This is a genomic window from Micromonospora ferruginea (assembly GCF_013694245.2).
Lineage (GTDB): Bacteria > Actinomycetota > Actinomycetes > Mycobacteriales > Micromonosporaceae > Micromonospora > Micromonospora robiginosa.
The window spans coordinates 3,286,528-3,309,816 of the sequence record NZ_CP059322.2 but is presented as its reverse complement, the minus strand read 5'-3'; the positions used below and the strand labels follow the sequence as shown (position 1 = coordinate 3,309,816).

19 protein-coding genes are annotated in these 23,289 nt (G+C 73.6%); 10 read left to right on the top strand and 9 right to left on the bottom strand.

Annotation, left to right across the window (positions count from 1 at the left end):
• Nucleotides 1–97 precede the first annotated feature (97 nt).
• The 3 genes from H1D33_RS14185 to H1D33_RS14175 are packed head-to-tail and all read right to left on the bottom strand — an operon-like array spanning nt 98 to nt 3,526.
• Nucleotides 98–859 (bottom strand): succinate dehydrogenase/fumarate reductase iron-sulfur subunit, encoded by a 762-nt coding sequence (locus H1D33_RS14185; RefSeq protein ID WP_181567622.1) that lies wholly within the window; start codon nt 857–859, stop codon nt 98–100.
• A complete protein-coding gene (locus H1D33_RS14180) occupies nt 856–2,793 on the bottom strand; it encodes a fumarate reductase/succinate dehydrogenase flavoprotein subunit (protein WP_181567623.1) in 1,938 nt (645 codons plus the stop codon). Before H1D33_RS14180 ends, H1D33_RS14185 begins: the two co-directional genes overlap by 4 nt.
• A 1-nt stretch (nt 2,794) precedes the next feature.
• Nucleotides 2,795–3,526, bottom strand: coding sequence for a succinate dehydrogenase cytochrome b subunit (locus H1D33_RS14175; RefSeq protein ID WP_181567624.1), 732 nt, complete (start codon nt 3,524–3,526; stop codon nt 2,795–2,797).
• 29 nt (nt 3,527–3,555) lie between these two features.
• Between H1D33_RS14175 and H1D33_RS14170 the strand changes: the two genes are divergently transcribed.
• Nucleotides 3,556–4,494, top strand: coding sequence for a LysR family transcriptional regulator (locus H1D33_RS14170; protein ID WP_181572747.1), 939 nt, complete (start codon nt 3,556–3,558; stop codon nt 4,492–4,494).
• Here the strand turns inward: H1D33_RS14170 and H1D33_RS14165 are convergent.
• Entirely contained in the window at nt 4,491–5,069 is a 579-nt protein-coding gene (locus tag H1D33_RS14165) for a TetR/AcrR family transcriptional regulator (protein WP_181567625.1), read from the bottom strand. The genes H1D33_RS14170 and H1D33_RS14165 overlap by 4 nt on opposite strands.
• Nucleotides 5,070–5,136: 67 nt before the next feature.
• Between H1D33_RS14165 and H1D33_RS14160 the strand changes: the two genes are divergently transcribed.
• A complete protein-coding gene (locus H1D33_RS14160; protein WP_181567626.1) occupies nt 5,137–5,628 on the top strand; it encodes an FBP domain-containing protein in 492 nt (163 codons plus the stop codon).
• 155 nt (nt 5,629–5,783) lie between these two features.
• On the opposite strand, the gene hrpA is transcribed toward H1D33_RS14160, so the two are convergent.
• Nucleotides 5,784–9,779, bottom strand: a complete 3,996-nt coding sequence (gene hrpA / locus H1D33_RS14155; protein ID WP_181567627.1) for an ATP-dependent RNA helicase HrpA — start codon at nt 9,777–9,779, stop codon at nt 5,784–5,786.
• Nucleotides 9,780–9,905: 126 nt separating this feature from the next.
• On the opposite strand from hrpA, the gene H1D33_RS14150 reads away from it, so the two are divergent.
• Nucleotides 9,906–10,379 (top strand): cytidine deaminase family protein, encoded by a 474-nt coding sequence (locus H1D33_RS14150; RefSeq protein WP_181567628.1) that lies wholly within the window; start codon nt 9,906–9,908, stop codon nt 10,377–10,379.
• A gap of 28 nt (nt 10,380–10,407) precedes the next feature.
• On the opposite strand, the gene H1D33_RS14145 is transcribed toward H1D33_RS14150, so the two are convergent.
• On the bottom strand, nt 10,408–11,340 hold the full coding sequence (locus tag H1D33_RS14145; protein WP_181567629.1) for a MerR family transcriptional regulator: 933 nt from the start codon (nt 11,338–11,340) through the stop codon (nt 10,408–10,410).
• A 119-nt stretch (nt 11,341–11,459) separates the two neighbouring features.
• On the opposite strand from H1D33_RS14145, the gene H1D33_RS14140 reads away from it, so the two are divergent.
• The 4 genes from H1D33_RS14140 to H1D33_RS14125 all read left to right on the top strand — a co-directional run bounded on the left by H1D33_RS14140 (nt 11,460) and on the right by H1D33_RS14125 (nt 15,484).
• On the top strand, nt 11,460–12,506 hold the full coding sequence (locus tag H1D33_RS14140) for a FecCD family ABC transporter permease (RefSeq protein WP_307755415.1): 1,047 nt from the start codon (nt 11,460–11,462) through the stop codon (nt 12,504–12,506).
• A gap of 163 nt (nt 12,507–12,669) precedes the next feature.
• A complete protein-coding gene (locus H1D33_RS14135) occupies nt 12,670–13,662 on the top strand; it encodes a FecCD family ABC transporter permease (protein ID WP_307755414.1) in 993 nt (330 codons plus the stop codon).
• Nucleotides 13,659–14,501: an ABC transporter ATP-binding protein gene (locus tag H1D33_RS14130; protein ID WP_181567631.1), complete on the top strand. Its 843-nt coding sequence runs from the start codon at nt 13,659–13,661 to the stop codon at nt 14,499–14,501. Before H1D33_RS14135 ends, H1D33_RS14130 begins: the two co-directional genes overlap by 4 nt.
• A gap of 38 nt (nt 14,502–14,539) precedes the next feature.
• Complete coding sequence (locus H1D33_RS14125; protein ID WP_181567632.1) at nt 14,540–15,484, top strand: ABC transporter substrate-binding protein; 945 nt, start codon at nt 14,540–14,542, stop codon at nt 15,482–15,484.
• A 58-nt stretch (nt 15,485–15,542) separates the two neighbouring features.
• On the opposite strand, the gene H1D33_RS14120 is transcribed toward H1D33_RS14125, so the two are convergent.
• The 3 genes from H1D33_RS14120 to H1D33_RS14110 all read right to left on the bottom strand — a co-directional run bounded on the left by H1D33_RS14120 (nt 15,543) and on the right by H1D33_RS14110 (nt 17,773).
• Nucleotides 15,543–16,796, bottom strand: a complete 1,254-nt coding sequence (locus tag H1D33_RS14120; protein WP_181567633.1) for an Nramp family divalent metal transporter — start codon at nt 16,794–16,796, stop codon at nt 15,543–15,545.
• A 22-nt stretch (nt 16,797–16,818) separates the two neighbouring features.
• The gene (locus H1D33_RS14115) at nt 16,819–17,007 is read right to left on the bottom strand and encodes a hypothetical protein (protein WP_181567634.1); all 189 of its coding nucleotides are present in this window, start codon (nt 17,005–17,007) and stop codon (nt 16,819–16,821) included.
• 115 nt (nt 17,008–17,122) lie between these two features.
• Complete coding sequence (locus H1D33_RS14110) at nt 17,123–17,773, bottom strand: hypothetical protein (RefSeq protein ID WP_181567635.1); 651 nt, start codon at nt 17,771–17,773, stop codon at nt 17,123–17,125.
• A gap of 209 nt (nt 17,774–17,982) precedes the next feature.
• Between H1D33_RS14110 and H1D33_RS14105 the strand changes: the two genes are divergently transcribed.
• From H1D33_RS14105 to H1D33_RS14095, 3 genes are read left to right on the top strand one after another with little or no spacing between them, the layout of a single operon-like run.
• Nucleotides 17,983–18,225, top strand: coding sequence for an ABC transporter permease (locus H1D33_RS14105; RefSeq protein WP_181567636.1), 243 nt, complete (start codon nt 17,983–17,985; stop codon nt 18,223–18,225).
• Nucleotides 18,226–18,232: 7 nt separating this feature from the next.
• Nucleotides 18,233–21,592 carry an FG-GAP-like repeat-containing protein gene (locus H1D33_RS14100; RefSeq protein WP_307755413.1) on the top strand — a complete coding sequence of 1,120 codons (3,360 nt, stop codon included), beginning with the start codon at nt 18,233–18,235 and terminating at the stop codon, nt 21,590–21,592.
• Entirely contained in the window at nt 21,583–23,145 is a 1,563-nt protein-coding gene (locus H1D33_RS14095; protein WP_307755412.1) for an FG-GAP repeat domain-containing protein, read from the top strand. Before H1D33_RS14100 ends, H1D33_RS14095 begins: the two co-directional genes overlap by 10 nt.
• The last annotated feature ends 144 nt before the right edge of the window (nt 23,146–23,289 follow it).

The following is a 23,289-nucleotide window of genomic DNA, read 5'->3' as shown; positions in this document are numbered from 1 at the left end:
ACCGCTGCGCGGTGCGTACCCCCGGAACGGGCGACCGCCGCGCCCCCGGTTGCGGGGCGCGGCGGTCGTGGTCGGCGGCGGGTGGCCCGCGGTGGGCTCAGGAGCCGGGGGTGCCGGCGCGCTTCGTCGTCGCCTTGAGGTAGTCGCGGTTGAGCCGGCCGATGGTGTTCAGCGGAATGCCCTTCGGGCAGGCCGTCGCGCACTCGCCGATGTTGGTGCAGCCGCCGAAGCCGGACTCGTCGTGCGCGTCCACCATGCCGATCACCCGGGTGTAGCGCTCGGGCTGGCCCTGGGGGAGCAGCGAGAGCTGGGTGACCTTGGCGGCGGTGAACAGCATGCCGGAGCCGTTCGGGCAGGCCGCCACGCAGGCGCCGCAGCCGATGCAGGCGGCGGCGGAGAAGGCGGCGTCCGCGTCCTCCTTGGCGACCGGGGTGGAGTGCGCCTCGGGGGCGCTGCCGGTCGGCGCGGTGACGTAGCCGCCAGCGGCGATGATCTTGTCGAACGCGTTCCGGTTCACCACCAGGTCCTTGACGACCGGGAAGGCGCGGGCCCGCCAGGGCTCGATGTCGATCGTCTCGCCGTCGGAGAACTGCCGCATGTGCAACTGGCAGGCGGTGGTGCCGCGCTGCGGCCCGTGCGCCTCACCGTTGATCATGAGGCTGCACGTGCCGCAGATGCCCTCGCGGCAGTCGTGGTCGAAGGCGACCGGCTCCTCGCCGTCGAGGATCAGCCGCTCGTTGAGGACGTCGAGCATCTCCAGGAACGACATGTCCGGGGACACGTCCGGCACCGGGTAGGTCACCATCCGACCCTTGTCCTCGGGGCCGGTCTGCCGCCAGATGCGCAGGGTCAGGTTCACTTGTAGCTCCGCTGCGAGGGGTGGACGTATTCGAAGGTCAGGTCTTCCTTGTGCAGCACCGGCTGGCCGTCGCCGGCGTACTCCCAGGCGGCCACGTAGGCGAACCGGTCGTCGTCGCGCTGCGCCTCGCCGTCCGGGGTCTGGTACTCGGCCCGGAAGTGGCCGCCGCAGGACTCCTCGCGGTGCAGGGCGTCGATGCACATCAGCTCGGCCAGCTCGAAGAAGTCGGCCACCCGGCCGGCCTTCTCCAGCGACTGGTTGAGGCCCTCGCCGTCGCCCGGGACGCGCACCCGCTGCCAGAACTGCTCGCGCAGCGCCCGGATCTCGTCGATCGCCTTGCGCAGCCCGGCGTCGGAGCGCTCCATGCCGCAGTGCTCCCACATGATCTGGCCCAGCTCGCGGTGGAACGAGTCCACCGTGCGGTCGCCGTTGATCGCGAGCAGCCTGCGCAGCCGCTCCTCGACCTCGGTGCGCGCCGCGACCGCCTCCGGGTGGCTGGCGTCGACCTTGTCCAGCGGGCCGGACGCGGCCAGGTAGTTGGCCAGCGTGCTGGGCAGCACGAAGTAGCCGTCGGCCAGGCCCTGCATCAGCGCCGAGGCGCCGAGGCGGTTCGCGCCGTGGTCGGAGAAGTTGGCCTCGCCGATCACGAACAGGCCGGGGATGGTCGACTGGAGGTCGTAGTCGACCCAGAGCCCGCCCATCGTGTAGTGCACGGCGGGGTAGATCCGCATCGGCACCTGGTACGGGTCCTCGCCGGTGATCCGCTCGTACATCTCGAAGAGGTTGCCGTACTTGGCTTCGATGGCCTTGCGGCCGAGCCGCCCGATCGCGTCGGCGAAGTCCAGGTAGACGCCGAGGCCGGTCGGGCCGACGCCGCGCCCCTCGTCGCAGACGTTCTTCGCGGCGCGCGAGGCGATGTCGCGCGGGACCAGGTTGCCGAAGGAGGGGTAGATCCGCTCCAGGTAGTAGTCCCGCTCGTCCTCGGGAATGTCGCGCGGGCCGCGGTCGTCGCCCTTGGCCTTCGGCACCCACACCCGGCCGTCGTTGCGCAGCGACTCGCTCATCAGGGTCAGCTTCGACTGGTGGTCGCCGGAGACCGGGATGCAGGTCGGGTGGATCTGGGTGTAGCAGGGGTTGGCGAAGTACGCGCCCTTGCGGTGCGCCCGCCAGGAGGCGGTGACGTTGCAGCCCTTGGCGTTGGTGGAGAGGTAGAAGACGTTGCCGTAGCCGCCGGAGGCGAGCACGACCGCGTCGGCCATCTCGGTGCTGATCTCGCCGGTGACCATGTCACGGACCACGATGCCGCGGGCCCGGCCGTCGATCGTCACCAGTTCGAGCATCTCGTGGCGGGCGTTCATCTCCACGTTGCCCAGGCCGATCTGCCGCTCCAGCGCCTGGTACGCGCCGAGCAGGAGTTGCTGGCCCGTCTGGCCCCGGGCGTAGAAGGTGCGCTGCACCTGCGCGCCGCCGAAGGAGCGGGTGTCGAGCAGGCCGCCGTACTCGCGGGCGAACGGGACGCCCTGCGCGACGCACTGGTCGATGATGTTGACCGAGACCTCGGCCAGCCGATGCACGTTCGACTCGCGGGAGCGGAAGTCGCCGCCCTTGACCGTGTCGTAGAAGAGACGGTGCACCGAGTCGCCGTCGTTGCGGTAGTTCTTCGCGGCGTTGATGCCGCCCTGCGCGGCGATCGAGTGGGCCCGGCGCGGGCTGTCCTGGTAGCAGTAGGACTTCACGTGGTAGCCCTGCTCGGCCAGCGTCGCGGCGGCGGAGCCGCCGGCCAGGCCGGTGCCGACCACGATCACGGTGAGCTTGCGGCGGTTGGCCGGGTTGACCAGCTTCATCTCGAAGCGGTGCCGGTCCCACCGGGTCTCGACCGGGCCGTCCGGGGCCCGGGTGTCGGCGATCGGGTCGCCCTCGGTGTAGAGATCCATGTCAGGCCACCAATCCGGTGAGTACGGCGAACGGGACCACCAGGTAGCCGGCGCAGAGCGCGACGGCGAAGACGAGCGCGGCGGCGCGGGCCCGGCGCTCGCCCTTCGGCGTCTGCTGGCCGAGGCTGCGGAACGCGCTGAACGCGCCGTGCCGCAGGTGGAAGCCGAGGGTCACGATGGCGAGCGTGTAGAAGAGGGTGACGTACCAGCGTTCCGGGGCGAAGTCGGCGACCACGTTGCCGTAGGGGTTGGCCGAGTCGCCCTGCGGGTTCAGGTGACCGGTGGTCAGGTCCAGGATGTGGTAGATCACGAAGAGCAGGATGATCACACCACCCCAGCGCATGGTGCGGGCCGCGTAGTTCACGTGGATCTTGCGGCGGTGCGCGTACGCCACCGGGCGGGCGGCGCGGGCGCGCATGGCCAGCACGACGGCCGCCCCGATGTGGGCCAGCACCGCCACGGTGAGCACGGTGCGCTGGATCCACAGGTACCAGGTGGTCGGCAGCAGCGGCGTGCCGAGATCCCGCAGCCAGTGCGCGTAGTGGTCGAACGACGTCTCGCCCGTGAAGATCTTCAGGTTGCCGAGCATGTGCACGATCAGGAACAGCACCAGGAGGATGCCCGTCACCGCCATGACGGCCTTCAGGCCGACGTTCGAGCGGATGGGCGACCGAGTTTTCGTGATTACCACATGACCGACGCTAGGAGCAGTTCGATCAGGCGTCCAATGCATCGAAATCACAGTCTTGATAGCCGTAGGCTATAGAGATGCAGCTCCATCAGCTCCGGTACTTCGTCGCGGTCGCAGAAGTACGACATTTCACCCAAGCGGCCGATGTGGTCGGCATAACCCAGCCCTCGTTGAGTAAGCAAATTCACGCCCTGGAGGCCGACCTCGGGGCCCCGCTGTTCGAGCGGGTAAGGGGCAACATCGCGCTCACCGCGGCCGGCGAGGTACTGCTGCCGCTGGCCAAGCGGATCCTCGCCGACGTGGACACCGCCACCCGCGAGGTGCAGGAGCTGGTCGGGCTGCGTCGCGGCCGGGTCCGGCTCGGCGCCACGCCCAGCCTGGCCACCTCGCTGGCGCCCCCGGTGCTGCGCCGCTTCCGTGACGCCCACCCGACCGTCGACCTGCGGGTCGAGGAGGGTGGCTCGCAGGACCTGGTCCGCGACCTGCTCCGCGGCGACCTCGACCTGGCGCTGGTCATCATGCCCTCCGGCGGCGCCGACCCGGGGCTGCGCGTCGATCCGATCCTGGCCGAGAGCCTGGTGGTCGCCTCGGTGGACCCGCTGCCCGGCGCCTCGCCCGAGGGCGAGCTGCGCATCACCGACCTCCGCGACCAGCCGCTGGTGATGTTCCGGGAGGGCTACGACCTGCGCGACGCCACGCTCCAGGCGTGCCGGGCGGCCGGCTTCGAACCGACCCTGTCGGTGGACGGCGGCGAGATGGACGCCGTGCTCAGCTTCGTCGAGGCCGGTCTCGGCGTCGCGCTGGTGCCCGGCATCGTGGTGGCCCGCCGGGCCGGCATCCGGGTCACCCGGCTCGTCCCGCCCGGCGTCCGCCGGACCATCGCGGTGGCCCGCCGCCGCGACGTGGTGCCCACCCACGCCGGCCGCGAGCTGCGGCGCATCCTCCTGGAGTACGTGCACGACGCGACCGCCGCCGACCGGCTCCCGGCCGGCGTGGAGCCGCTGGCCTAACCGGCGTCGGACCCGGGCCAGTTGCGCAACAGGGCGTCGACGGCGTCCAGGACCCGCTCCCAGCTCTCCGCCGGGGCGGGCGGGCTGTGGTCGAAGCTGCCCCCCAGCTCCAGGCCGACGAAACCCTGGAAGACGCTGCCGAGCAGGCGGACGGCGTGCGTCTGGTCCGGCTCGGGCAGGTGGTAGCCGCGCAGGATCGCCCGCATCATCGTCGAGTGCCGGAAACCGGCGCTGTCGGCGGCGGTCTGCGGGTCGAGCCGCAACTGGGCCGCGGCCCAGCGGCCCGGGTGCCGGTGGGCGTAGTCGCGGTAGACGTTCGCGAAGGCGGTCAGCGCCTCCTTGCCGGCCCGCCCGGCCAGCGCGTCGGCGGCCCGGCCGGCGAGGTCGTCCAGCGCGAGCAGCGCGATCCCGGTGCGCAGGTCCTGGGAGTTGCGCACGTGCGAGTAGAGGCTGGCGACCGTGACGCCGAACCGTCTGGCCAGCGCCGAGACGGTCACCTGGTCGAAGCCGACCTCGTCGGCCAGCTCCGCTCCGGCCTGGATCAGGCGTTCCCGGTTCAGTCCCGCACGTGCCATGAGTCCCCTCTCACCAAAGCCTATTATGCCTTTGCCTAATACCTTTAGGCAAACTACCCTCGGTTTTATGCAACCCTTGACCGAACCCGAGATCCGTGCCGCCTTCGTGAACTGCACCAAGGGCGAGGCGAAGCGGATGCACGTCCCGCGTGACCTCGGCACCCGCCCCTGGGACGACCTCGACTTCCTCGGCTGGCGAGATCCGCAGGCGCTCGACCGCGCCTACCTCGTCGCCGTCCTGGACGGCCGCCCGACCGGCCTGGCCCTGCGCCGCCCGAGCCCCGGACCCGGGCAGCAGCGCCGCAACATGTGCTCGGTGTGCCTGACCAACCCGGCCGGCGGCGTCAGCCTGATGGTCGCGCGCAAGGCGGGCAAGGCCGGGCAGCAGGGCAACTCGGTGGGCATCTACCTCTGCGACGACCTCGCCTGCTCCCTGTACGTGCGGGGCCGCAAGGACGCCGGCCCCGGCGCCCGCCTGCCCGAGTCCCTGACCCAGGAGGAAAAGATCACCCGCACCGTAGCCCACCTAACCGCCTTCGTAACCCGGGTAACCACCTAACCCCACCCCGTCCCCGCCCCTGCTTGCGCGTCGATCTTGCACTTGGTGCCCCGGCAAACGGGGCGAATGCCCTGAATCGAGGGCCGCAAGTGCAAGATCGACGAGGTGGGGCGGGGAGGGAGGGAGGGGTGGGTCGGGGTGGGGCGGGGAGGGGGTCAGCGGGACTCGGCTTCGTCCATGGCGCGGTAGATGCGCTGCTCGGAGACCGGGTAGGGGGTGCCCAGGGCCTGGGCGAAGACGTTGACCCGCAGCTCCTCGATCATCCAGCGGATCTGCCGGGCCGCCGGCGACGCGCGCCGGGCCGGGGGCAGCGCGGCCAGCATGTCCTGGTATTCCTTCTGCACCACGGCGATCCGGTCCTGCTGCTGCTTGTCGCGCTGCGGGTTGCCGGGCAGCCGGTCCAGCCGGCGCTCGACCGCGGTGAGGTAGCGCAGCAGGTCGGGCAGGCGGGCGTAGCCGGCCTCGGTGACGAAGCCGGCGTGCACCAGCCCGCCGAGCTGCGCGCGCACGTCGGCCAGCGCGGCCACCACGGCCAGGTTCCGGGTCGCGCCGAGCCGCTGCTCCACCGCGTACCCGGCGGCCAGCACCTGCCGGACCCGGTTCATCACCTCGACCACGGTGTCGACGAGGTCGGCGCGGACCCGTTCCCGCAGCGCCGCGAACCCGTCCGCGTCCCAGGCCGGGCCGCCCGCGTCCGCCACGAGTTTGTCGATCGCGGCGCCGGTGGCGTCCTCGATCAGCGCCGGCACCCCGCCGTGCGGGTTGCGCGACAGGGCCAGCTTCGCCTCGTTGCTGAGCCGGCCCTGGAGGAACTTCGCCGGCGACGGCAGCGTCAGCCGGAGCAGCCGGCGGGTGCCCGCCCAGTGCGCGGCCTCCTGCTCGGCGGCGGAGTCGAACACCTTCACCCCGACGGTGGCGCCCTCGTCCACCAGCGCCGGGTACGCGGTCACCGCGAAACCGGCGCGGACCTGCTCGATGGTGCGCGGCAGCGTGCCGATCGACCACGCGGTCAGCCCGCTGCGGGCCACGTCCGGCGCGGCGGCGGCGACGACCTGGCGTACCTCCTGGCGCAGTTCGCGTTGCAGCGCCGGCAGGTCCTTGCCCTCGGCGACCGGCTTGTCGTCGTCGCCGAGCACCCGGAAGGTGACCCGCAGGTGCGGCGGCAGCCTGGCCGGGTCCCACGCGTCCGGCGGCACGGTCACGCCGGTCATCCGGCGTAGCTGCCGGGTCAGCGCGGCCAGCAGCGGCTCCTCGCCGGGCGTGATCGCGGCCAGCGCGGCACGCGCGTAGTCGGGCACCGGGACGAAGTTGCGCCGGAGAGGTTTGGGCAGCGAGCGGATCAGCGCGATGACCAGCTCCTCGCGCAGCCCCGGCACCTGCCAGTCGAAGCTCTCCGCCGGCACCTGGTTGAGCAGCGGCAGCGGGATGTCCACGGTGACGCCGTCGGTGGGCGCGGTCGGGTCGAACGTGTAGGTCAGCGGCAGCGTGACGCCGTCGGCCCGCCACTCGTCCGGATAGTCCTCCTCGTCCACGCCGCCGCGGCCGGCGTTGACCAGCAGCTCCCGGGTGAAGGTGAGCAGGTCCGGCCGCTCCCGCCGGGTCTTCTTCCACCAGGTGTCGAAGTGCCGGCCGGACACCACGTCGGCGGGGATCCGCTCGTCGTAGAAGGCGAAGATGGTCTCGTCGTCGACCAGGATGTCGCGCCGGCGGGCCCGGTTCTCCAGCTCCTCGACCTCGGTCAGCAGCTTCTGGTTGTCCCGCCAGAACTGGTGGTGGGTCTGCCAGTCGCCCTCGACCAGGGCGTGCCGGATGAACAGCTCCCGGCTCAGCGCCGGGTCGATCCGCCCGAAGTTCACCTTGCGGGAGGTGACCAGCGGGATGCCGTAGAGCGTGACCTTCTCGTAGGCCATCACCGCGGCCTGCTTCTTCTCCCAGTGCGGCTCGCTGTGGCTGCGCTTGACCAGGTGCTGGGCCAGCGGCTCGACCCACTCCGGCTCGACCCGCCCGGCGACCCGGCCGAACAGCCGCGACGTCTCCACCAGCTCGGCCGCCATCACCCAGCGCGGCGGCTTCCGGAACAGCGCCGAGCCCGGGAAGATCACGAACTTCGCGCCCCGCGCGCCCAGGTACTCGTGCTTCTGCGCGTCCTTGAGCCCCAGGTGCGACAGCAGGCCGGGCAGCAGGGACTGGTGCACCTTCGGGGTGTCGATCTCCTCCGGCAGGTCGGCGCCGGCGCCGCGCCGGCCGTCACCCTTGTCGCCGGTACGCAGCACCTGGCGCACCTGGCTGACGATGTCCTGCCATTCGCGTACCCGCAGGTAGTTGAGGTATTCGGCCTTGCACATCCGGCGGAACGCGCTGGAGGACAGCTCGCGCTGCTTGTCCCGCAGGTGCCGCCAGAGGTTGAGGAACGCGACGAAGTCGGACTCCTTGTCGGCGAACCGGGCGTGCGCCTGGTCGGCCTGGGCCTGCTTGTCGGCCGGTCGCTCGCGCGGGTCCTGGATGGAGAGCGCGGCGGCGATCACCACCACCTCGGTGGCGCAGCCGTTGCGCTCACCCTCGATCACCATCCGGGCCAGCCGCGGGTCGACCGGGAGCTGGGCCAGCCGCCGGCCCAGCGGGGTGAGCCGCTTCGCCGGGTCGGTCTCGGTCGGGTCGAGCGCGCCCAGCTCGTGCAGCAGGTTGACGCCGTCGGTGACGTTGCGCCGGTCCGGCGGGTCGATGAACGGGAACGCGGCGACGTCGCCCAGCCCGATCGACGTCATCTGGAGGATGACCGAGGCCAGGTTGGTGCGCAGGATCTCCGGGTCGGTGAACTCGGGACGGGAGTCGAAGTCCTGCTCGTCGTAGAGGCGGACGCAGATGCCGTCCGAGGTGCGCCCGCAGCGGCCCTTGCGCTGGTTGGCGCTGGCCTGGGAGACCGGCTCGATCGGCAGCCGCTGCACCTTGAGCCGGCTGGAGTAGCGGGAGATCCGGGCGGTGCCCGGGTCCACCACGTACTTGATGCCGGGCACGGTCAGCGAGGTCTCCGCGACGTTGGTGGCCAGCACCACCCGGCGGTTGCTGTGCGCGGCGAAGACCCGGTGCTGCTCGGCGCTGGAGAGCCGGGCGTAGAGCGGCAGGATCTCGGTGCCGAGCAGGGATCGCTTGGACTGCACCAGCTTGCCCAGCGCGTCGGCGGTGTCCCGGATCTCCCGCTCGCCGCTGAGGAAGACCAGGATGTCGCCCGGTCCCTCGGCGGCCAGCTCCTCGACCGCGTCGCCGATGGCCTGGATCTGGTCGCGGACGTTCTCCTCGTCGGCCTCGTCCTCCTCCTCGGCCTCGGTGACCTCGACCAGCGGCCGGTAGCGGACCTCCACCGGGTAGGTGCGCCCGGACACCTCGACCACCGGCGCCGGGTTGCCCTCGGCGTCGGCGAAGTGCTTGGCGAACCGGTCGGTCTCGATGGTCGCCGAGGTGATGACCACCTTGAGGTCGGGCCGGCGGGGCAGGAGCTGCCGCAGGTAGCCGAGGATGAAGTCGATGTTGAGGCTGCGCTCGTGCGCCTCGTCGATGATCAGCGTGTCGTACTGCCGGAGCATCCGGTCGGTCTGCAGCTCGGCCAGCAGGATGCCGTCGGTCATCAGCTTGACCAGGCTGGTGTCGCCGACCTGGTCGCTGAAGCGCACCTTGTAGCCGACCACGCCGCCCAGCTCGGTGCCGAGTTCCTCGGCGATCCGGTCGGCGACCGTACGGGCGGCCAGCCGGCGGGGCTGGGTGTGCCCGATCAGGCCGGTGACGCCGCGCCCCAGCTCCAGGCAGATCTTGGGCAACTGGGTGGTCTTGCCGGAGCCGGTCTCGCCGGCCACGATCACCACCTGGTGGTCGCGGATCGCCGCGGCGATGTCGTCCTTGCGCTCGCTGACCGGCAGTTGCGCCGGGTAGGTGATCGCCGGCACCGCGGCCCGCCGCGCCGCCAGCCGCGCCTCGGCCCGGGTGACCTCGGTCGCGATCTCGGCCAGCGTCGACTCCCGCCGCTGCGGGTCGCGCAGCTTCCGCGCGCCGTCGAGCCGGCGCTGGAGGCGGCGCTGGTCGCGGAACATCAGGGCGGCGAGGCGGCGGTGCAGGTCGCGGGCGGTGGCGGGAGCGGCGGGTACGGCTGGATTCTGCATGTCGTCGCCAAGGATAGGCAGCCGCGCGGCGGACCGCCCCCGGGTTACCGCCCGCTGGCGTGCCGTCCGCTGCCGGCGCGTCCGACGCGGATAAAGTTGCCGCCGACGAGGTCGACGAGGACGGGGATGATCATGCGGGACACCGACCGGGCGCTCGTGCAGGCCGCCACCGCCGTCGCCAAGCTCCGCTGTCGCAGCGACAACCACACCGTCGCCGCCGCCGTGCGCAGCACCGACGGGCGGGTGTTCAGCGGCGTGAACGTCTACCACTTCACCGGCGGCCCGTGCGCCGAGGTGGTGGCGCTCGGCGCGGCCGCCACCCAGGGCGCCGGGGAGCTGGAGGCGATCGTCGCGGTGGGGGACCGGGGCCGGGGGGTCATCCCGCCGTGCGGGCGCTGCCGCCAGGTGCTGCTCGACTACTTCCCGTCCATCCGGGTGATCGTCGGGCCGCCGGACGGGTTGCGCGCGGTGCCGGTGTCCGACCTGCTGCCGGAGACGTACGTCTGGTCGGACCACCAGGTCGAGGTGCCGGCCGGCCCGCGTACCGGGGTGTGGCCGCAGCCGGTGGTGCCGGGCAGCCGCCTGTCGGCGGAGGACTGACGCCGGGCCTGACGGCCGCTTTCCCACGTCACCCGCCGGCCGGTCGGGCGCGCAACGCCCGGATCGCCCAGTCCAGCACCGGCGCCAGGCTCTCGACCGGCGGCCACCCGTTCACCACGCCGAGCAGGTGCTCGTACCGCTCCCGCCGGGGATCGTGCGCCGCCTCCAGCCGGTCGAGCAGCCGCCGCCGCAGCCCGGCGTCGTCCGGCCGGCCGCACAGCCCGGCGTAGCGGGCCGTGGCCCGGGCCAGGACCGGATCGGCGCGGGGCGAGACCGGGTCCACGCCGCCGGCCAGCGCCGGGGCCACCTCCGCCCGGACCAGGGCGACCGCGTCCCGGCGTACGCCCGCGACGCCCTCCCGGTCGGCCGCGTGTTGCTCGGCGAGCCGGCGCAGGTCGGCCCGGAAGCCCGGGTCCAGCGCCAGCTCGGCCAGTTCCACCCACGCCTCGATCCGGTGGTCGTCGGCGTCGTCGGGCAGGTCCGGGGTGAGTGAGCGGCGGATGCCCGCGAACCCGGGGTCGGCGAGGCCGGCAAAGGTGGCGTCGAGGAACTCGCTGACCAGCCGCCGGCGCTCCCGCGCGGCCAGGCCGGCCAGCCGGTGCAGCAGCTCGGCCTGGGCCGGGGTGGACCCGCGCCGGGCGATCAGGGTCAGGGCCGCGCGGCGCGACCGCAGCACCCGGATCTGGGCGGCCAGCGCGTCCGCGTGCGTCGCGGCCACCTGCGGCAGGGTGACCTCCAGCGCCACCACCCGGCGCACCGTGGCCAGGTCCACGCCCAGCTCGCGCAGCGTGCGCACCAGGTCGACCCGGGCCACCGCCGCCGGGGCCCAGCGACGGTGACCGGTCGGACCACGGTCGGTGGGCGGCACGATGCCCCGGTCGGACCAGAAGCGGATGGTCTTCACCGGCACGCCGGTCCGCCGGGCCAACTCGCCGATCTCGTAACGCTCGTCACCGTCCATGCCGCCCACCCTCCCGCCTCCCCCCGGTGGAGGCGCAAGCCCATCGACAATGCCGAGTTAGGTTCGCCTTACCTGGTCAGTTAAGGTAAGGCGAACCTAATCGGAAGGCGTACACCCCCGTGACCACCGTCGCCGTCCGGCCCGCCCCGGCCGACGCACCCGCCCGACGCGGCGCCCCCCGCCGCGTGGCGGTCACCGTGGCGGCGGCGCTCCTGCTCGTGCTCGCGCTGCTGGCCAGCCTGGCGCTCGGCAGCCGCCACCTCCCGGTCGACGAGGTCTGGCGCGCGCTGGTGGCCCCGGACGCCGGCGACGCCACCACCGTGGTCCGCGAGCTGCGGGTGCCGCGTACCGCCCTCGGGCTGGTCGTCGGTCTCGCGCTGGCGTTGGCCGGGGTGCTGTTCCAAGCGGTCACCCGCAACCCGCTGGCGGAGCCGCGCATCCTCGGCGTCAGCGCCGGCGCGTCCTTCGGCGTGGTGCTGGCCATCGCGGTGTTCGGGGTGAGCACGCTCGCCGGGTACGTCTGGTTCGGCATCGCCGGGGCGCTCCTCGCCGGGCTGCTGGTCTTCGCCGTCGCCAACCGCACCCGCGACGGCGCCAGCCCGGTCACCCTCGCGCTGGTCGGCGCCGCCCTCGACGCCGGTCTCGGCGCGATCGTGTACGCGCTGCTCAGCATCGACGCGCGCACCTTCGAGGAGTACCGCTTCTGGGTGGTCGGCGGGCTGACCGGCCGGGACGTCGGCGTGGCCGGGCAGGTGCTCCCGTTCGTGCTGGCCGGGGTGCTGCTCGCCGCGCTTGCCGCCCGGGGCCTGGACGCGCTCGCCCTGGGCGACGACGTGGCCCGCGGGCTGGGACACCGGGTCGCCCTGGTCCGGCTGGCCGCCGGCGGCGGGGGCGTGCTGCTCACCGGCGCCGCGGTGGCCGCCGCCGGCCCGATCGCGTTCGTCGGGCTGGCCGTGCCGCACCTGGCCCGGGCGCTGGTCGGCGCGGACCACCGCTGGACGCTGCTGGTCGCCGCGCTGCTCGGTCCCGCGCTGGTGCTCGCCGCCGACGTGACCGGCCGCCTGGTCGCCCCGCCCGGCGAGATCCCCGCCGGCATCGTCACCGCCCTGCTGGGCGCCCCCCTGCTGGCCGTCCTGGTCCGCCGAGCCAAGGTCCTCACCTCATGACCACCCCCACCCCCACCCCACCCCCACCCCCGCCCCACCCCCGCGATCTTGCAGTTACTGCCCCGGCAAAGCGGACAAGTGGCGCGTTCCGGGGCCGAAACTGCAAGATCGCGGGGAGCGGGGTGGGGCGCCGGCGGGGAAGGCGCTGCTGCGCGTGGGGGCGGTGGCGGTGCCGTTCCGGTGGCGGGCGGTTGTTGTGGCGGGGGTGCTGCTGGTGCTTCTTCTCGGGGCGGTGGTGCTCAGCCTGTCGCTGGGGACGCCGTACGTGGCGCCGGGTGACGTGCTGCGGTCGCTGTCGGGGGCGGGCACGCCGTACGACCTCGTGGTGCGCGACCTGCGGCTGCCCCGCGCGGTGCTGGCGGCGCTGGCCGGGGCGGCCTTCGGCGTGGCCGGCACGCTGATCCAGAGCGTGGCCCGCAACCCGCTGGCCAGCCCCGACGTCATCGGCGTCACCCAGGGCGCCGGGCTGGCCGCCACCATCGCACTGACCAGCGGCGCCGCGGCGGTGCTGGTGGCACCGGCGGCGCTGCTCGGCGGCCTGGCCGCGGCCGTGCTGGTGTTCGCGCTCGGCGCCCGGCACGGCCTGGCCGCCCAGCGATTCGTGCTGGCCGGCGTCGCGGTGGCGTTCGCGTTCCGGGCGCTGATCGAGGTGGTCATGCTGACCGCCGACCCCATCGACGGCCTGCGCGCCCAGCTCTGGCTGATCGGCACGCTCGCCGGCAAGGGCTGGACCGAGGCGGCGTGGATCGCCGGCACGCTCGCCGCGCTGCTGCCGGTGCTGCTCTGGGCCGGCTGGGCGCTGCGCGGCTCGGCCCTGGACGACGACACCGCCCGGGGGATCGGGCTGCGCCCGGTGGCCCGCCGGATCGGCCTGGCCGGCACCGGCGTGCTCGCCGCCGCCGCGGTCACCGCCCAGGTCGGCGCGGTGGACTTCGTGGCGCTCGTCGCCCCGCAGGTGGCCCGCCGGCTGGTCCGCGCCGAGCGTCCGCCGATGCTCTGCGCCGCGCTGCTGGGCGCGCTGCTGCTGGTGCTCGCCGACCTGGCCGGACGCCGGCTGTTCGCCCCCACCCAACTGCCGGCCGGCGTGCTGACCGCGGCCATCGGCGGCCCGTACCTGATCTTCGTGCTGCTGCGCACCCGAGGGAGGCGGTCGTGACCGCGCTGCTGTCCACCCGCGACCTGGTCGTCGGCTACGAGGGCCGGACCGTGCTGGACGGGTTGGAACTCGACCTGCCGGCCGACGCGTTCACCGTGATCGTCGGCCCCAACGCGTGCGGCAAGTCGACGCTGCTGCGCACCATGGCCCGGCTGCTCACCCCGCGCCGCGGCGCGGTGCTGCTCGACGGCGCGCAGATCCGCGACCTGCCCACCCGGGACGTGGCCCGGCGGGTCGGCGTGCTGCCGCAGAGCCCGCTGGTGCCCGAGGGGATCACCGTGGCCGACCTGGTGGGGCGCGGCCGGCAGCCCTACCAGCGGTGGTGGCGGCAGTGGTCGGCCGAGGACGGCCGGGCGGTCGACGAGGCGATGCGGCTGGCCGACGTGACCGGGCTGGCCGACCGCGCGGTGGACACGCTCTCCGGCGGCCAGCGCCAGCGGGTGTGGATCGCGATGACCCTCGCCCAGGACACCGACGCGTTGCTGCTCGACGAGCCGACCACCTTCCTCGACCTGGCCCACCAGGTGGAGGTGCTGGACCTGCTGCACCGGCTGCGCGCCGAGCGGGGCCGGACCGTGGTGGCCGTGCTGCACGACCTCAACCAGGCCGCCCGGTACGCCGACCACCTGGTCGCCATGCGCGACGGCGCGGTGGTCGCCGCCGGCCCGCCGCGCGAGATCCTCACCGCCGACCTGGTCCGCGACGTCTTCGGGCTCGACTGCGTGGTCGTGCCCTGCCCGGTCACCGGGGCCCCGCTGGTGGTCCCCGCCCGCACCCAGACCTCGGCCGCTCCGGCCGGCACGCCGGCCCCGGTCGGCGCCCCCGTCGGCGACGCCTGAGCGCGCCGGCTGACACCCGCACCACGGAAAGGAACCTGATGCGTCGCCTCGCCGCCGTACTCACCACCGCCCTCGCCCTCGGCGTCGGGCTCACCGCCTGCGGGGAGAGCGACCCGGTCGCCGACGCCGGCGCCGGGCAGACCCGGGAGATCACCCACGCCATGGGCGCCACCAAGGTGCCCGCCGAGCCCAAGCGCGTGGTGGTGCTCGACACCGACAAGATCGACACCGCGCTGTCGCTGGGCGTCACCCCGGTCGGCGCGGCCACCGCCGGTGAGGCGAAGAGCTGGCCCACCTACTTCGGCGCGGACAAGCTCGCCGGCATCACCGAGGTCGGCGTGCTCACCGAGCCGGACCTGGAGGCGATCAACGCGCTCAAGCCGGACCTGATCCTCGGCAGCAAGTTCCGCCAGGAGAAGTTCTACGACGAGCTGTCCGCCATCGCGCCGACCGTGTTCACCGAGAAGGTCGGCGTCACCTGGAAGGAGAACTTCCTCCTCGACGGCGCGGCGCTCGGCAAGGAGCAGCAGGCCAAGGACCTGCTGGCCGCGTACGAGAAGCGGGCGAAGGACTTCGGCGCGAAGCTCGGCGACGCGGACGCCCGGAAGATCTCCATCGTGCGCTTCATCCCGGGCAACATCCGGGTGTACGGCCCGGACTCGTTCTCCGGCATCGTGGTCGGTGACACCGGCCTGGGTCGCCCGGAGCGGCAGCGCCTGGAGGGCAAGGAGGACAAGCGCTTCGACCTGGTCAGCGCCGAGCGGGTCAACGAGGTCGACGGCGACGTGGTGTTCGTGACCGCGTACGGCGAGAAGGCCGCCGCCGAGCAGGCGAAGGTCACCACCGGCAGCCTGTGGCAGGGCCTGTCCGCGGTCAAGGCGGGCAAGGCGCACGTGGTCTCCGACGAGGTGTGGATGACCGGCATCGGCGTCGGCGCCGCCAACAAGATCCTCGACGACCTGGCGAAGTACCTGGCCGCCTGAGCCGTCGCGCCGTCCCCGCGCCCGTCCGGTCCCCGCGACCGGGCGGGCGCGGGCGCGCTCAGGCGAGCAGTTGCCGGAGCAGGAACGCGTTGAGCGCCACCACGAGCCCGGTGACGGCCACCGCGGCGACGGTGGTGGCCCGACGATTGACCAGGCTCCCCATCAGGTCCCGGCGGCGGGTGAAGGTCACCACCGGCACCAGCGCGAACGGGATGCCGAAGCTCAGCACCACCTGGGACAGCACCAGCGCCCGGGTCGGGTCGACGCCGACCGCGAGCACGGCCAGCGCCGGCAGCAGCGTGACCGTCCGGCGCGCCACCAGCGGGATCCGGCGGCGCAGGAAGCCCTGCATGATGACCTCCCCGGCGTACGTGCCGACGCTCGTCGAGGCGAGGCCGGACAGGAGCAGCGCGACGGCGAAGCCGACCGCCGCCACCGTGCCGAGCGTGCCGGCGAGCCCGGCGTGCACGCCCTCCAGGGTGTCGGTGCCCGGGATGCCGCTGCCGTGGAAGCTGGCCGCGGCGACCAGCAGCATGGCCAGGTTGACCGCCCCGGCGACGCCGAGCGCGATCAGCACGTCGACCCGCAGGCCCTTCGCCACCACCCGCCGTTCGGCCTCCCCGCTGGTGGGGATGCGGTTCGGGGTGAGCGCCGAGTGCACGTAGATCACGTGCGGCATCACCGTCGCGCCGAGGATGCCGGCGGCGAGCAGCATGCTGTCGGTGCCCGCCGTCCGGGGGAGCAGCCCGCCGGCGGCGGCGGACAGGTCCGGGCGGGCGGTGAGCAGGTTGACCGCGAACGCCAGCACGATCACCCCGAGCAGCACCGTGATGGCGATCTCGAACGTCCGGAAGCCGCGGGCGCGCAGCGCCAGCACCGCGAACGCCGCGGCGCCCACGATCAGGCCACCCGGCAGCAGCGGTACGCCGAACAGCAGGCGCAGCGCGACCGCCCCGCCGATCACCTCGGCCAGGTCGGTGGCCATCGCGACCAGTTCGGCCTGCGCCCACATGAGGCGGTTGAGTGGTCGGGGCAGGTGCTCGCGGCACAGCTCGGGCAGGCTGCGCCCGGTGGCCAGGCCGAGCTTGGCGGTGAGCGTCTGCACCAGCATGGCGGAGAGGTTCGCGGCCACCACCACCCAGACCAGCAGGTAGCCGTAGCGCGCGCCGGCGGTGGAGTTGGTGGCGAAGTTGCCCGGGTCGACGTAGGCCACCGCGGCCACGAACGCCGGCCCGAGCAGGATGAGCCGCCCGCGTATCGGGCCGTGGGCGGCCGGCAGCGTGGGCGCGACGGGCAGGTCGTTCGTGACCACGGGTGCTCCTCGGCGGACCTGATCAGGCGGGCTCGTGCCGGCGCGCCGGCCGGACCGCGGAGGCCGGGTCGCGCTCCAGCCCGTCGGCGAGCGGGATCAGCGCGGTGAGCGCGGCCAGCGCCAGGACCGCGGGCGGGGCCAGGCCGACGCTCCACGCGGCGACGGTGAGCAGGGCGAACGCGGTGAGCTTGGCGCGGTTGCGGGCGGACATGGCAGCGGTCTTCCCGACACCGGCTCACATACACCGCTCGAAAGGAGGAATCGGACGCCAGGCACGGCCGAACGGCCGCCCCCGGGATCGGGGACGGCCGTTCGGGTGGGTGAGGTCAGGCGGCGGCGGTGGACCAGATGGCGCGGAACGCGGCGGCCTCGCCGGCCAGCCACTGCTCGATCTGCTCGGGCTTGGCGTCGGCGGGCATCCGGTGCGCCTCGCCGCGCCGCACGTCGACCAGCACCGGCTCGGCGTGCGGCAGCACGGCGTCCATGTGCCGGGCCATCAGGTGCAGCGTGGCCAGGGTGGCCTCCTCACTCGGCGGCGCCTCGTCGAAGTGCAACCGGATCGCCTCGGCCCGACCGTCGGCGTAGCGCACGCCGAACTGCGGGTTGATCTTCACTGGCAGGTCGCCCAGCATCGCCAGGGCGTCGCGAGCCTGGGCCAGGTCGACGCCGGCCGGCTCGCCGAGCGAGTGCAGCCAGCGGGTCGCGCCGGGCACCAGCGCCTCGTAGAGCGGGCGCCACCGCGGCTTGACCAGGTCGACCACCTGGGTCAGGTGGGTGCCGCCGGTGTGGAACGCGACGTCGGCCTTGAGGGCCTTGACGAACTGCCCGTGCGGGTTGAAACCGTGCCGGCTCGCCCGCTGCCGGCGCAGGCCGCCGACGAACGTGGCCTTGGTCGGGCCGGTGCGGTCCACGTAGCGGGTGAATCCGAGCAGGGTGGCGTAGGGGGTGACAGGGGCGGCGGAGGTGGGCGCAGTCACGAGCATCCTCCCAGGTCAACAGCTCGTTTAGTACATACATTCTAATCGACGGGTCTGACATCGCCCAGGGTCTCGGCGGACCCGGACGTGCGGATGGCGCACGTTCCCCCGCGCTGTCGTCCAGCCGACGGCACCGGGCCCGGCACCGGCCTACGCTGAGCGCCGTCACCCCCCGGTTGACCAGGCCGGACGACGCCGAGGAGCACCCCATGAAGCCTCCGCACCGCAGGTTCCGGACCCGGTTCTGGGTCGAGGCCGCCGCCGCGTCGCTCTTCGGCGCGCTGTTCCTGCTGACCCTGGTCTGGAAGGACTGGCTGGAGGCGTTCGGCATCGAGCCCGACAACCATGACGGCACGGTCGAGTGGCTGCTGGTCGCCGGCCTGTTCGTGCTCTGCGCCGGCTGCGCCGTCTCCGCCCGGCTGGAGTGGCGCCGGACCGCGCCGGCGCGGTGAGGTCGACATGACCACGATCGACGACGTCAGCCCCACCCGCGCCAACACGCCGAGCCGCAAGTCGGGGCAGTTCACCACCGGCCGGATGCTCTCCCTCGACAGCTCCGACGACGGCCGGTTGGTCTTCGCCGGGTCCTTCTCCAGCGACCTCTGGGTCTCCGAGGACGGCGGCGAGTCGTGGGCGCAGATCGCGCGACCCCAGCCGGCCGCCGACCAGTTCGGCGTGCCGGGCGCGATCGGCGGCTACTGCGTCACCTCGATCGCCGTCGCGCCGGACGTGGCGCGCTGGTCGGTCGCGCGCAACCCCCGCCTGCTCGGCCGGATCTCGGCGGCCCCCGGCGCCGGCATCGTCGGCTTCGGCGACACCGGGGTGTGGACGGCGACGAGCGGATCCGACGGCACGTTCGCCGCGCCTCGGCTGCTGTCCGCGGACTTCGGGACGCAGGCCGGTGGCTGGCGGGTGGACCGGCACCCCCGGTTCGTGGCGGACGTGACGGGTGACGGTCGGGCGGACATCGTCGGGTTCGGTGACGACGGTGTGTGGGTGGCGTTGAACAACGGCGACGGCACGTTCGCGCCGCCCCGGTTCGTGCTCGCGGACCTGGGCTACAACTCGGGGTGGCGGGTGGAGAGGCACGTGCGCGTGCTCGCGGACCTGACCGGGGACGGCAAGGCGGACATCGTGGCGTTCGGCGACGCCGGGGTGTACGTGGCGCTGAGCCAGGGGGACGGGAGTTTCGCGTTCACGCCGGTGCCGGCGGTGGCGGGTTTCGGCTACGCCGAGGGCGGCTGGCGGGTGGACCGGCATCCCCGGTTCGCGGTGGACGTGACCGGGGACGGTCGGGCGGACATCGTCGGGTTCGGCGACGACGGCGTGTGGGTGGCGTTGAACCACGGCGACGGCACATTCGCCGCCCCCCAGTTCGTGCTCGCCGACCTGGGCTACCACTCCGGTTGGCGGGTGGAGAAGCATCCACGGTTCCTCGCCGACCTCACCGGTGACGGCAGGGCCGACATCGTGGCGTTCGGCGATGCCGGGGTCTACACCGCGCGCAGCAACGGCGACGGCAGCTTCGCGTTCACCCCGGTTCCCGCCCTGGCCGACTTCGGCTACCACGCCGGCGGGTGGCGGGTCGAACGACACCCGCGCCTGGTCGCGGACGTGACCAGCGTCGGCCACGCCGACCTGGTCGGCTTCGGCAACGCCGGCGTGCACCTCGCCCGCAACAACGGCGACGGCACCTTCGCACCCCGCCGGCTGGTGGTCGCCGACTTCGGCTACGACCAGGGCTGGCGGGTGGAGAAGCACCCCCGGTTCCTGGTCGACGTGACCGGCGACGGCCACGCCGACGTGGTCGGCTTCGGCGACGCCGGTGTCTACGTCAGCCTCGCCAACCGCACCGGGTTCGACCCGCCGCGCTTCGTGCTGCCGAACTTCGGCGCCGAGGCGACCGTACTCGCGCTGGCGCAGAGCGACCGGGAGACGCAGGACGCGGGCGTTTGGCGGTCGAGCGACCGGGGCGCCACCTGGGCCCGGGTGCACACGTTCCCCCGGTCCACCGGCAGCGCCCGGCTGCCCGGGGCCGGCCAACTCGTCTGGGCGCCCGGCACCGCCGACCTGGTCTATGCCGCCGGCGGCAGTTCGCTCGCGGTGAGCACCGACGGCGGGGCCACCTTCACCGACGTCCTGCGCCGGCCGACCGGCGACCCGCAACCGGTCAGCCACGTGGCGGTCGCCGAGACGCCCGCCGGCACCCTCCGGCCCCCGATCGTGTACGCCCTCACCAGCGGGAAGGTGTTCGTCTCCGTCGACGCCGGTACGACCTGGACGCCCGACGCCGGCGGAGTCCCGGCCACCGTCGGCGGCGCCACCGGCCTGGCCAACGCCCCGAACGAGCGCGTCATGGTGGTGTCCGCGCGCTCGCCGCTGGAGGTCTTCGCCACCGGCGACGCCAACCTGGTCCCGCCCCAGCTCTGGCGCGGCGACTACGCGCAGTTCGCGCAGACCGGCGCGTCGCAGTGGACGCCGGTGCCGCTGCCGATCCTGGGCCAGCAGTACAGCGGCAACGTGTTCGTCGCGGCCACCCGGCCCGGCCGCGGCGACGTGCTGTTCTACGGCCCGCAGCGCGCCAAGGTCTTCGCCGCGCCGCTCGACCCCGCCTCCGCCGCCGACTGGCAGGAGCTGGACGACGGCCAGCACGCCCACGTCGACCTGCACGGCGTCTTCCTCTCCGGCGACTTCGCGGCGACCTTCCGGGACGGCTCCTACACGCCGACCGCCGGCACGCTCTGGCTGGCGAGCGACGGCGGCATCTTCCGCAGCACCGACGGCGGCCGGCACGTCCACGCGGCCGGCAGCATCAGCACGCTGTCGGTGGTGAACATCGCCGGCCTGGCGCTGCCGGGGCGAGGCCCGGTGATCTCGCTCAACACCGGCGACAACGACGGCTTCGCCTCACCGGACGGCGGGCGGACGTGGCGGCCGCAGGATTACGGCGGCGGCGACAACGACTGCTCCTTCGCCGACCCGCTGCGACCGACGCAGATGCTGGTCTTCACGCCGCGCTGGAACACCGACGGTGGGCTCGCCGTCGGCGGCACCGGTCAGACCCTGGCCCTGTACGGCGCCGCCGAGGGGGAGCTGCCGGACGTGACCGGCACGGCACGCCGCCAGATGATCCCCGGCCCGACGCTCCGGCCGGGCTCGCGGATCTGGAACGCGAGCAGCCCGTTCGTCATCCGCGGGTACCGCCCGGTCGTGCTCGGCCTGCCCGGCGACCCGCCGCAGCCCGACGACCACGTCTTCATCCGCTTCTTCGGCAACTTCTCCTCGTCCGACCTGGGCTCGTTCCCCAACAACCTGGCCGTGCTCCTGCGGGTGCGCGACCTGCGGGCGGTGAAGAAGCGCACCGACTGGGACACCCCCGGCGGCTGGCGGGTGGACCGGCATCCGCGTCTGCTCGGCGACCTGACGGCGGACGGCCACGCCGACATCGTCGGCTTCGGCGACGCGGGCGTGTGGACGGCGTTGAGCACGTCCGGCGGTTCGTTCGCCGATCCCCGGTTCGTGCTGGCCGACCTGGGCTACGACTCGGGGTGGCGGGTGGAGAGGCACGTGCGCGTGCTCGCGGACCTGACCGGGGACGGCAAGGCGGACATCGTGGCGTTCGGCGACGCCGGGGTGTACGTGGCGCTGAGCCAGGGGGACGGGAGTTTCGCGTTCACGCCGGTGCCGGCGGTGGCGGGTTTCGGCTACGCCGAGGGCGGCTGGCGGGTGGACCGGCATCCCCGGTTCGCGGTGGACGTGACGGGGATGGTCGGGCGGACATCGTCGGGTTCGGTGACGACGGTGTGTGGGTGGCGTTGAACCACGGCGACGGCACGTTCGCGCCGCCCCGGTTCGTGCTCGCGGACCTGGGCTACAACTCCGGGTGGCGGGTGGAGAAGCACGTGCGCGTGCTCGCGGACCTGACCGGGGACGGCAAGGCGGACATCGTGGCGTTCGGCGACGCCGGGGTGTACGTGGCGCTGAGCCAGGGCGACGGGAGTTTCGCGTTCACGCCGGTGCCGGCGGTGCCCGGGTTCGGGGCGCAGGCCGGTGGCTGGCGGGTCGACCGGCATCCCCGGTTCGCGGTGGACGTGACCGGGGACGGTCGGGCGGACATCGTCGGGTTCGGCGACGACGGCGTGTGGGTGGCGTTGAACCACGGCGACGGCACGTTCGCTGCCCCGCAGTTCGTGCTGGCGGATCTGGGCTTCAACTCGGGTTGGCGGGTGGAGAAGCACGTCCGGGTGCTCGCCGACCTGACCGGTGACGGGAAGGCCGACATCGTGGCGTTCGGCGACGCCGGGGTCTACACCGCGCGCAGCAACGGCGACGGCAGCTTCGCGTTCACCCCGGTTCCCACCCTGGCCGACTTCGGCTACCACGCCGGCGGGTGGCGGGTCGAGCGGCACCCCCGCGTGGTCGCGGACGTGACCAGCGTCGGGCACGCCGACCTGGTCGGCTTCGGCGAGGCCGGTGTCCTCGTCGCGGTCAACAAGGGCGACGGCACGTTCACGCCGCGTCCGCTCTTCGTCGTCCCCGGCTTCGGCGCCGGCCCGAGCGGGCCGTTCACCCAGCAGGGGCCGTTCCTGCCGGACCCGGACATCGGCCTCGTGCAGGCCTCCGGCGGGCACCGCGACACCGTCTTCCACGTCGGCGGCGACTCCGCCCTCCGGCTGTGGAAGTGGACCGAGGGAATGCCCGCCTGGCAGCAGCTCGTTCCCGGCGGCGGCGCCGGGCAGGCCCGCCGGTTCTTCGTCGACCCGTACCGGCCGAGCCTGCTCTACCTGCTCGACCAGGACCATGTGCGACGCTCCGACGACGGCGGCCTCACCTGGCAGGTCGACGCCGCGCTGGAGCGGATGCTCACCTGCGACGGCCGGATCGAGATCGGCCGGGGCGAGGACGCCGACGGTCAGGGCGACCACTACGGCGCCGTGCTCAACGACATGCAGTTCGACCCCCACGACCCGGGCCGGCGCTTCGCCGTCGGCCTCGCCGGGGCGTTCACCACCGCCGACGGTACGACCTGGACGCGCCTGCTCGACACCGGTGCCCTGCGGGGCCGGCCGGCGAACTGCTGGTACGACCCGGTCTCGAACCCGGCCGCCCCGGCGCTGTACGTGTCGTTCGCCGGCCGGAGCATCGTGCGGATCACCGGGTTCGCGCCGACCGGCGCCCCGCCGATCCCGGTCGTCCCGGCCCGGTTCGCCGACGCGTCCGCCGAGCCGCGCCGCGCGGAGGTGCGCACCCGCGACGGGCGGGCCGGCACCGCACAGGCCCACCCGGACGGTCGCGCTTCGGTCACCTTCGACGACGGCGGGTCCGCCGTCGTCGACGCCGACGACCTCACCCCGCCCGACGACGCCGGCTGAGCCATCGGACCAGGCGACCTCACCCCGCCGACGACGCCGGCTGAGCCGTCGGACCAGGCGACCTCAGGCCGCCCGCCGACGCCGGCTGAGCCGTCCGGCCGGGCGACCGCACCAGGCCCGGCCGCGTCGGCCGGACCGGGCGCG

Excerpts from the sequence above, each read along its gene's own strand:
- H1D33_RS14180 (WP_181567623.1), bottom strand. The coding sequence starts at position 2,793 with ATGGATCTCTACACCGAGGGCGACCCGATCGCCGACACCCGGGCCCCG.
- H1D33_RS14175 (WP_181567624.1), bottom strand. The coding sequence starts at position 3,526 with ATGCATTGGACGCCTGATCGAACTGCTCCTAGCGTCGGTCATGTGGTA.
- H1D33_RS14165 (WP_181567625.1), bottom strand. The coding sequence starts at position 5,069 with ATGGCACGTGCGGGACTGAACCGGGAACGCCTGATCCAGGCCGGAGCG.
- H1D33_RS14160 (WP_181567626.1), top strand. The coding sequence starts at position 5,137 with ATGCAACCCTTGACCGAACCCGAGATCCGTGCCGCCTTCGTGAACTGC.
- hrpA (WP_181567627.1), bottom strand. The coding sequence starts at position 9,779 with ATGCAGAATCCAGCCGTACCCGCCGCTCCCGCCACCGCCCGCGACCTG.
- H1D33_RS14150 (WP_181567628.1), top strand. The coding sequence starts at position 9,906 with ATGATCATGCGGGACACCGACCGGGCGCTCGTGCAGGCCGCCACCGCC.
- H1D33_RS14145 (WP_181567629.1), bottom strand. The coding sequence starts at position 11,340 with ATGGACGGTGACGAGCGTTACGAGATCGGCGAGTTGGCCCGGCGGACC.
- H1D33_RS14125 (WP_181567632.1), top strand. The coding sequence starts at position 14,540 with ATGCGTCGCCTCGCCGCCGTACTCACCACCGCCCTCGCCCTCGGCGTC.
- H1D33_RS14115 (WP_181567634.1), bottom strand. The coding sequence starts at position 17,007 with ATGTCCGCCCGCAACCGCGCCAAGCTCACCGCGTTCGCCCTGCTCACC.
- H1D33_RS14105 (WP_181567636.1), top strand. The coding sequence starts at position 17,983 with ATGAAGCCTCCGCACCGCAGGTTCCGGACCCGGTTCTGGGTCGAGGCC.
- H1D33_RS14100 (WP_307755413.1), top strand. The coding sequence starts at position 18,233 with ATGACCACGATCGACGACGTCAGCCCCACCCGCGCCAACACGCCGAGC.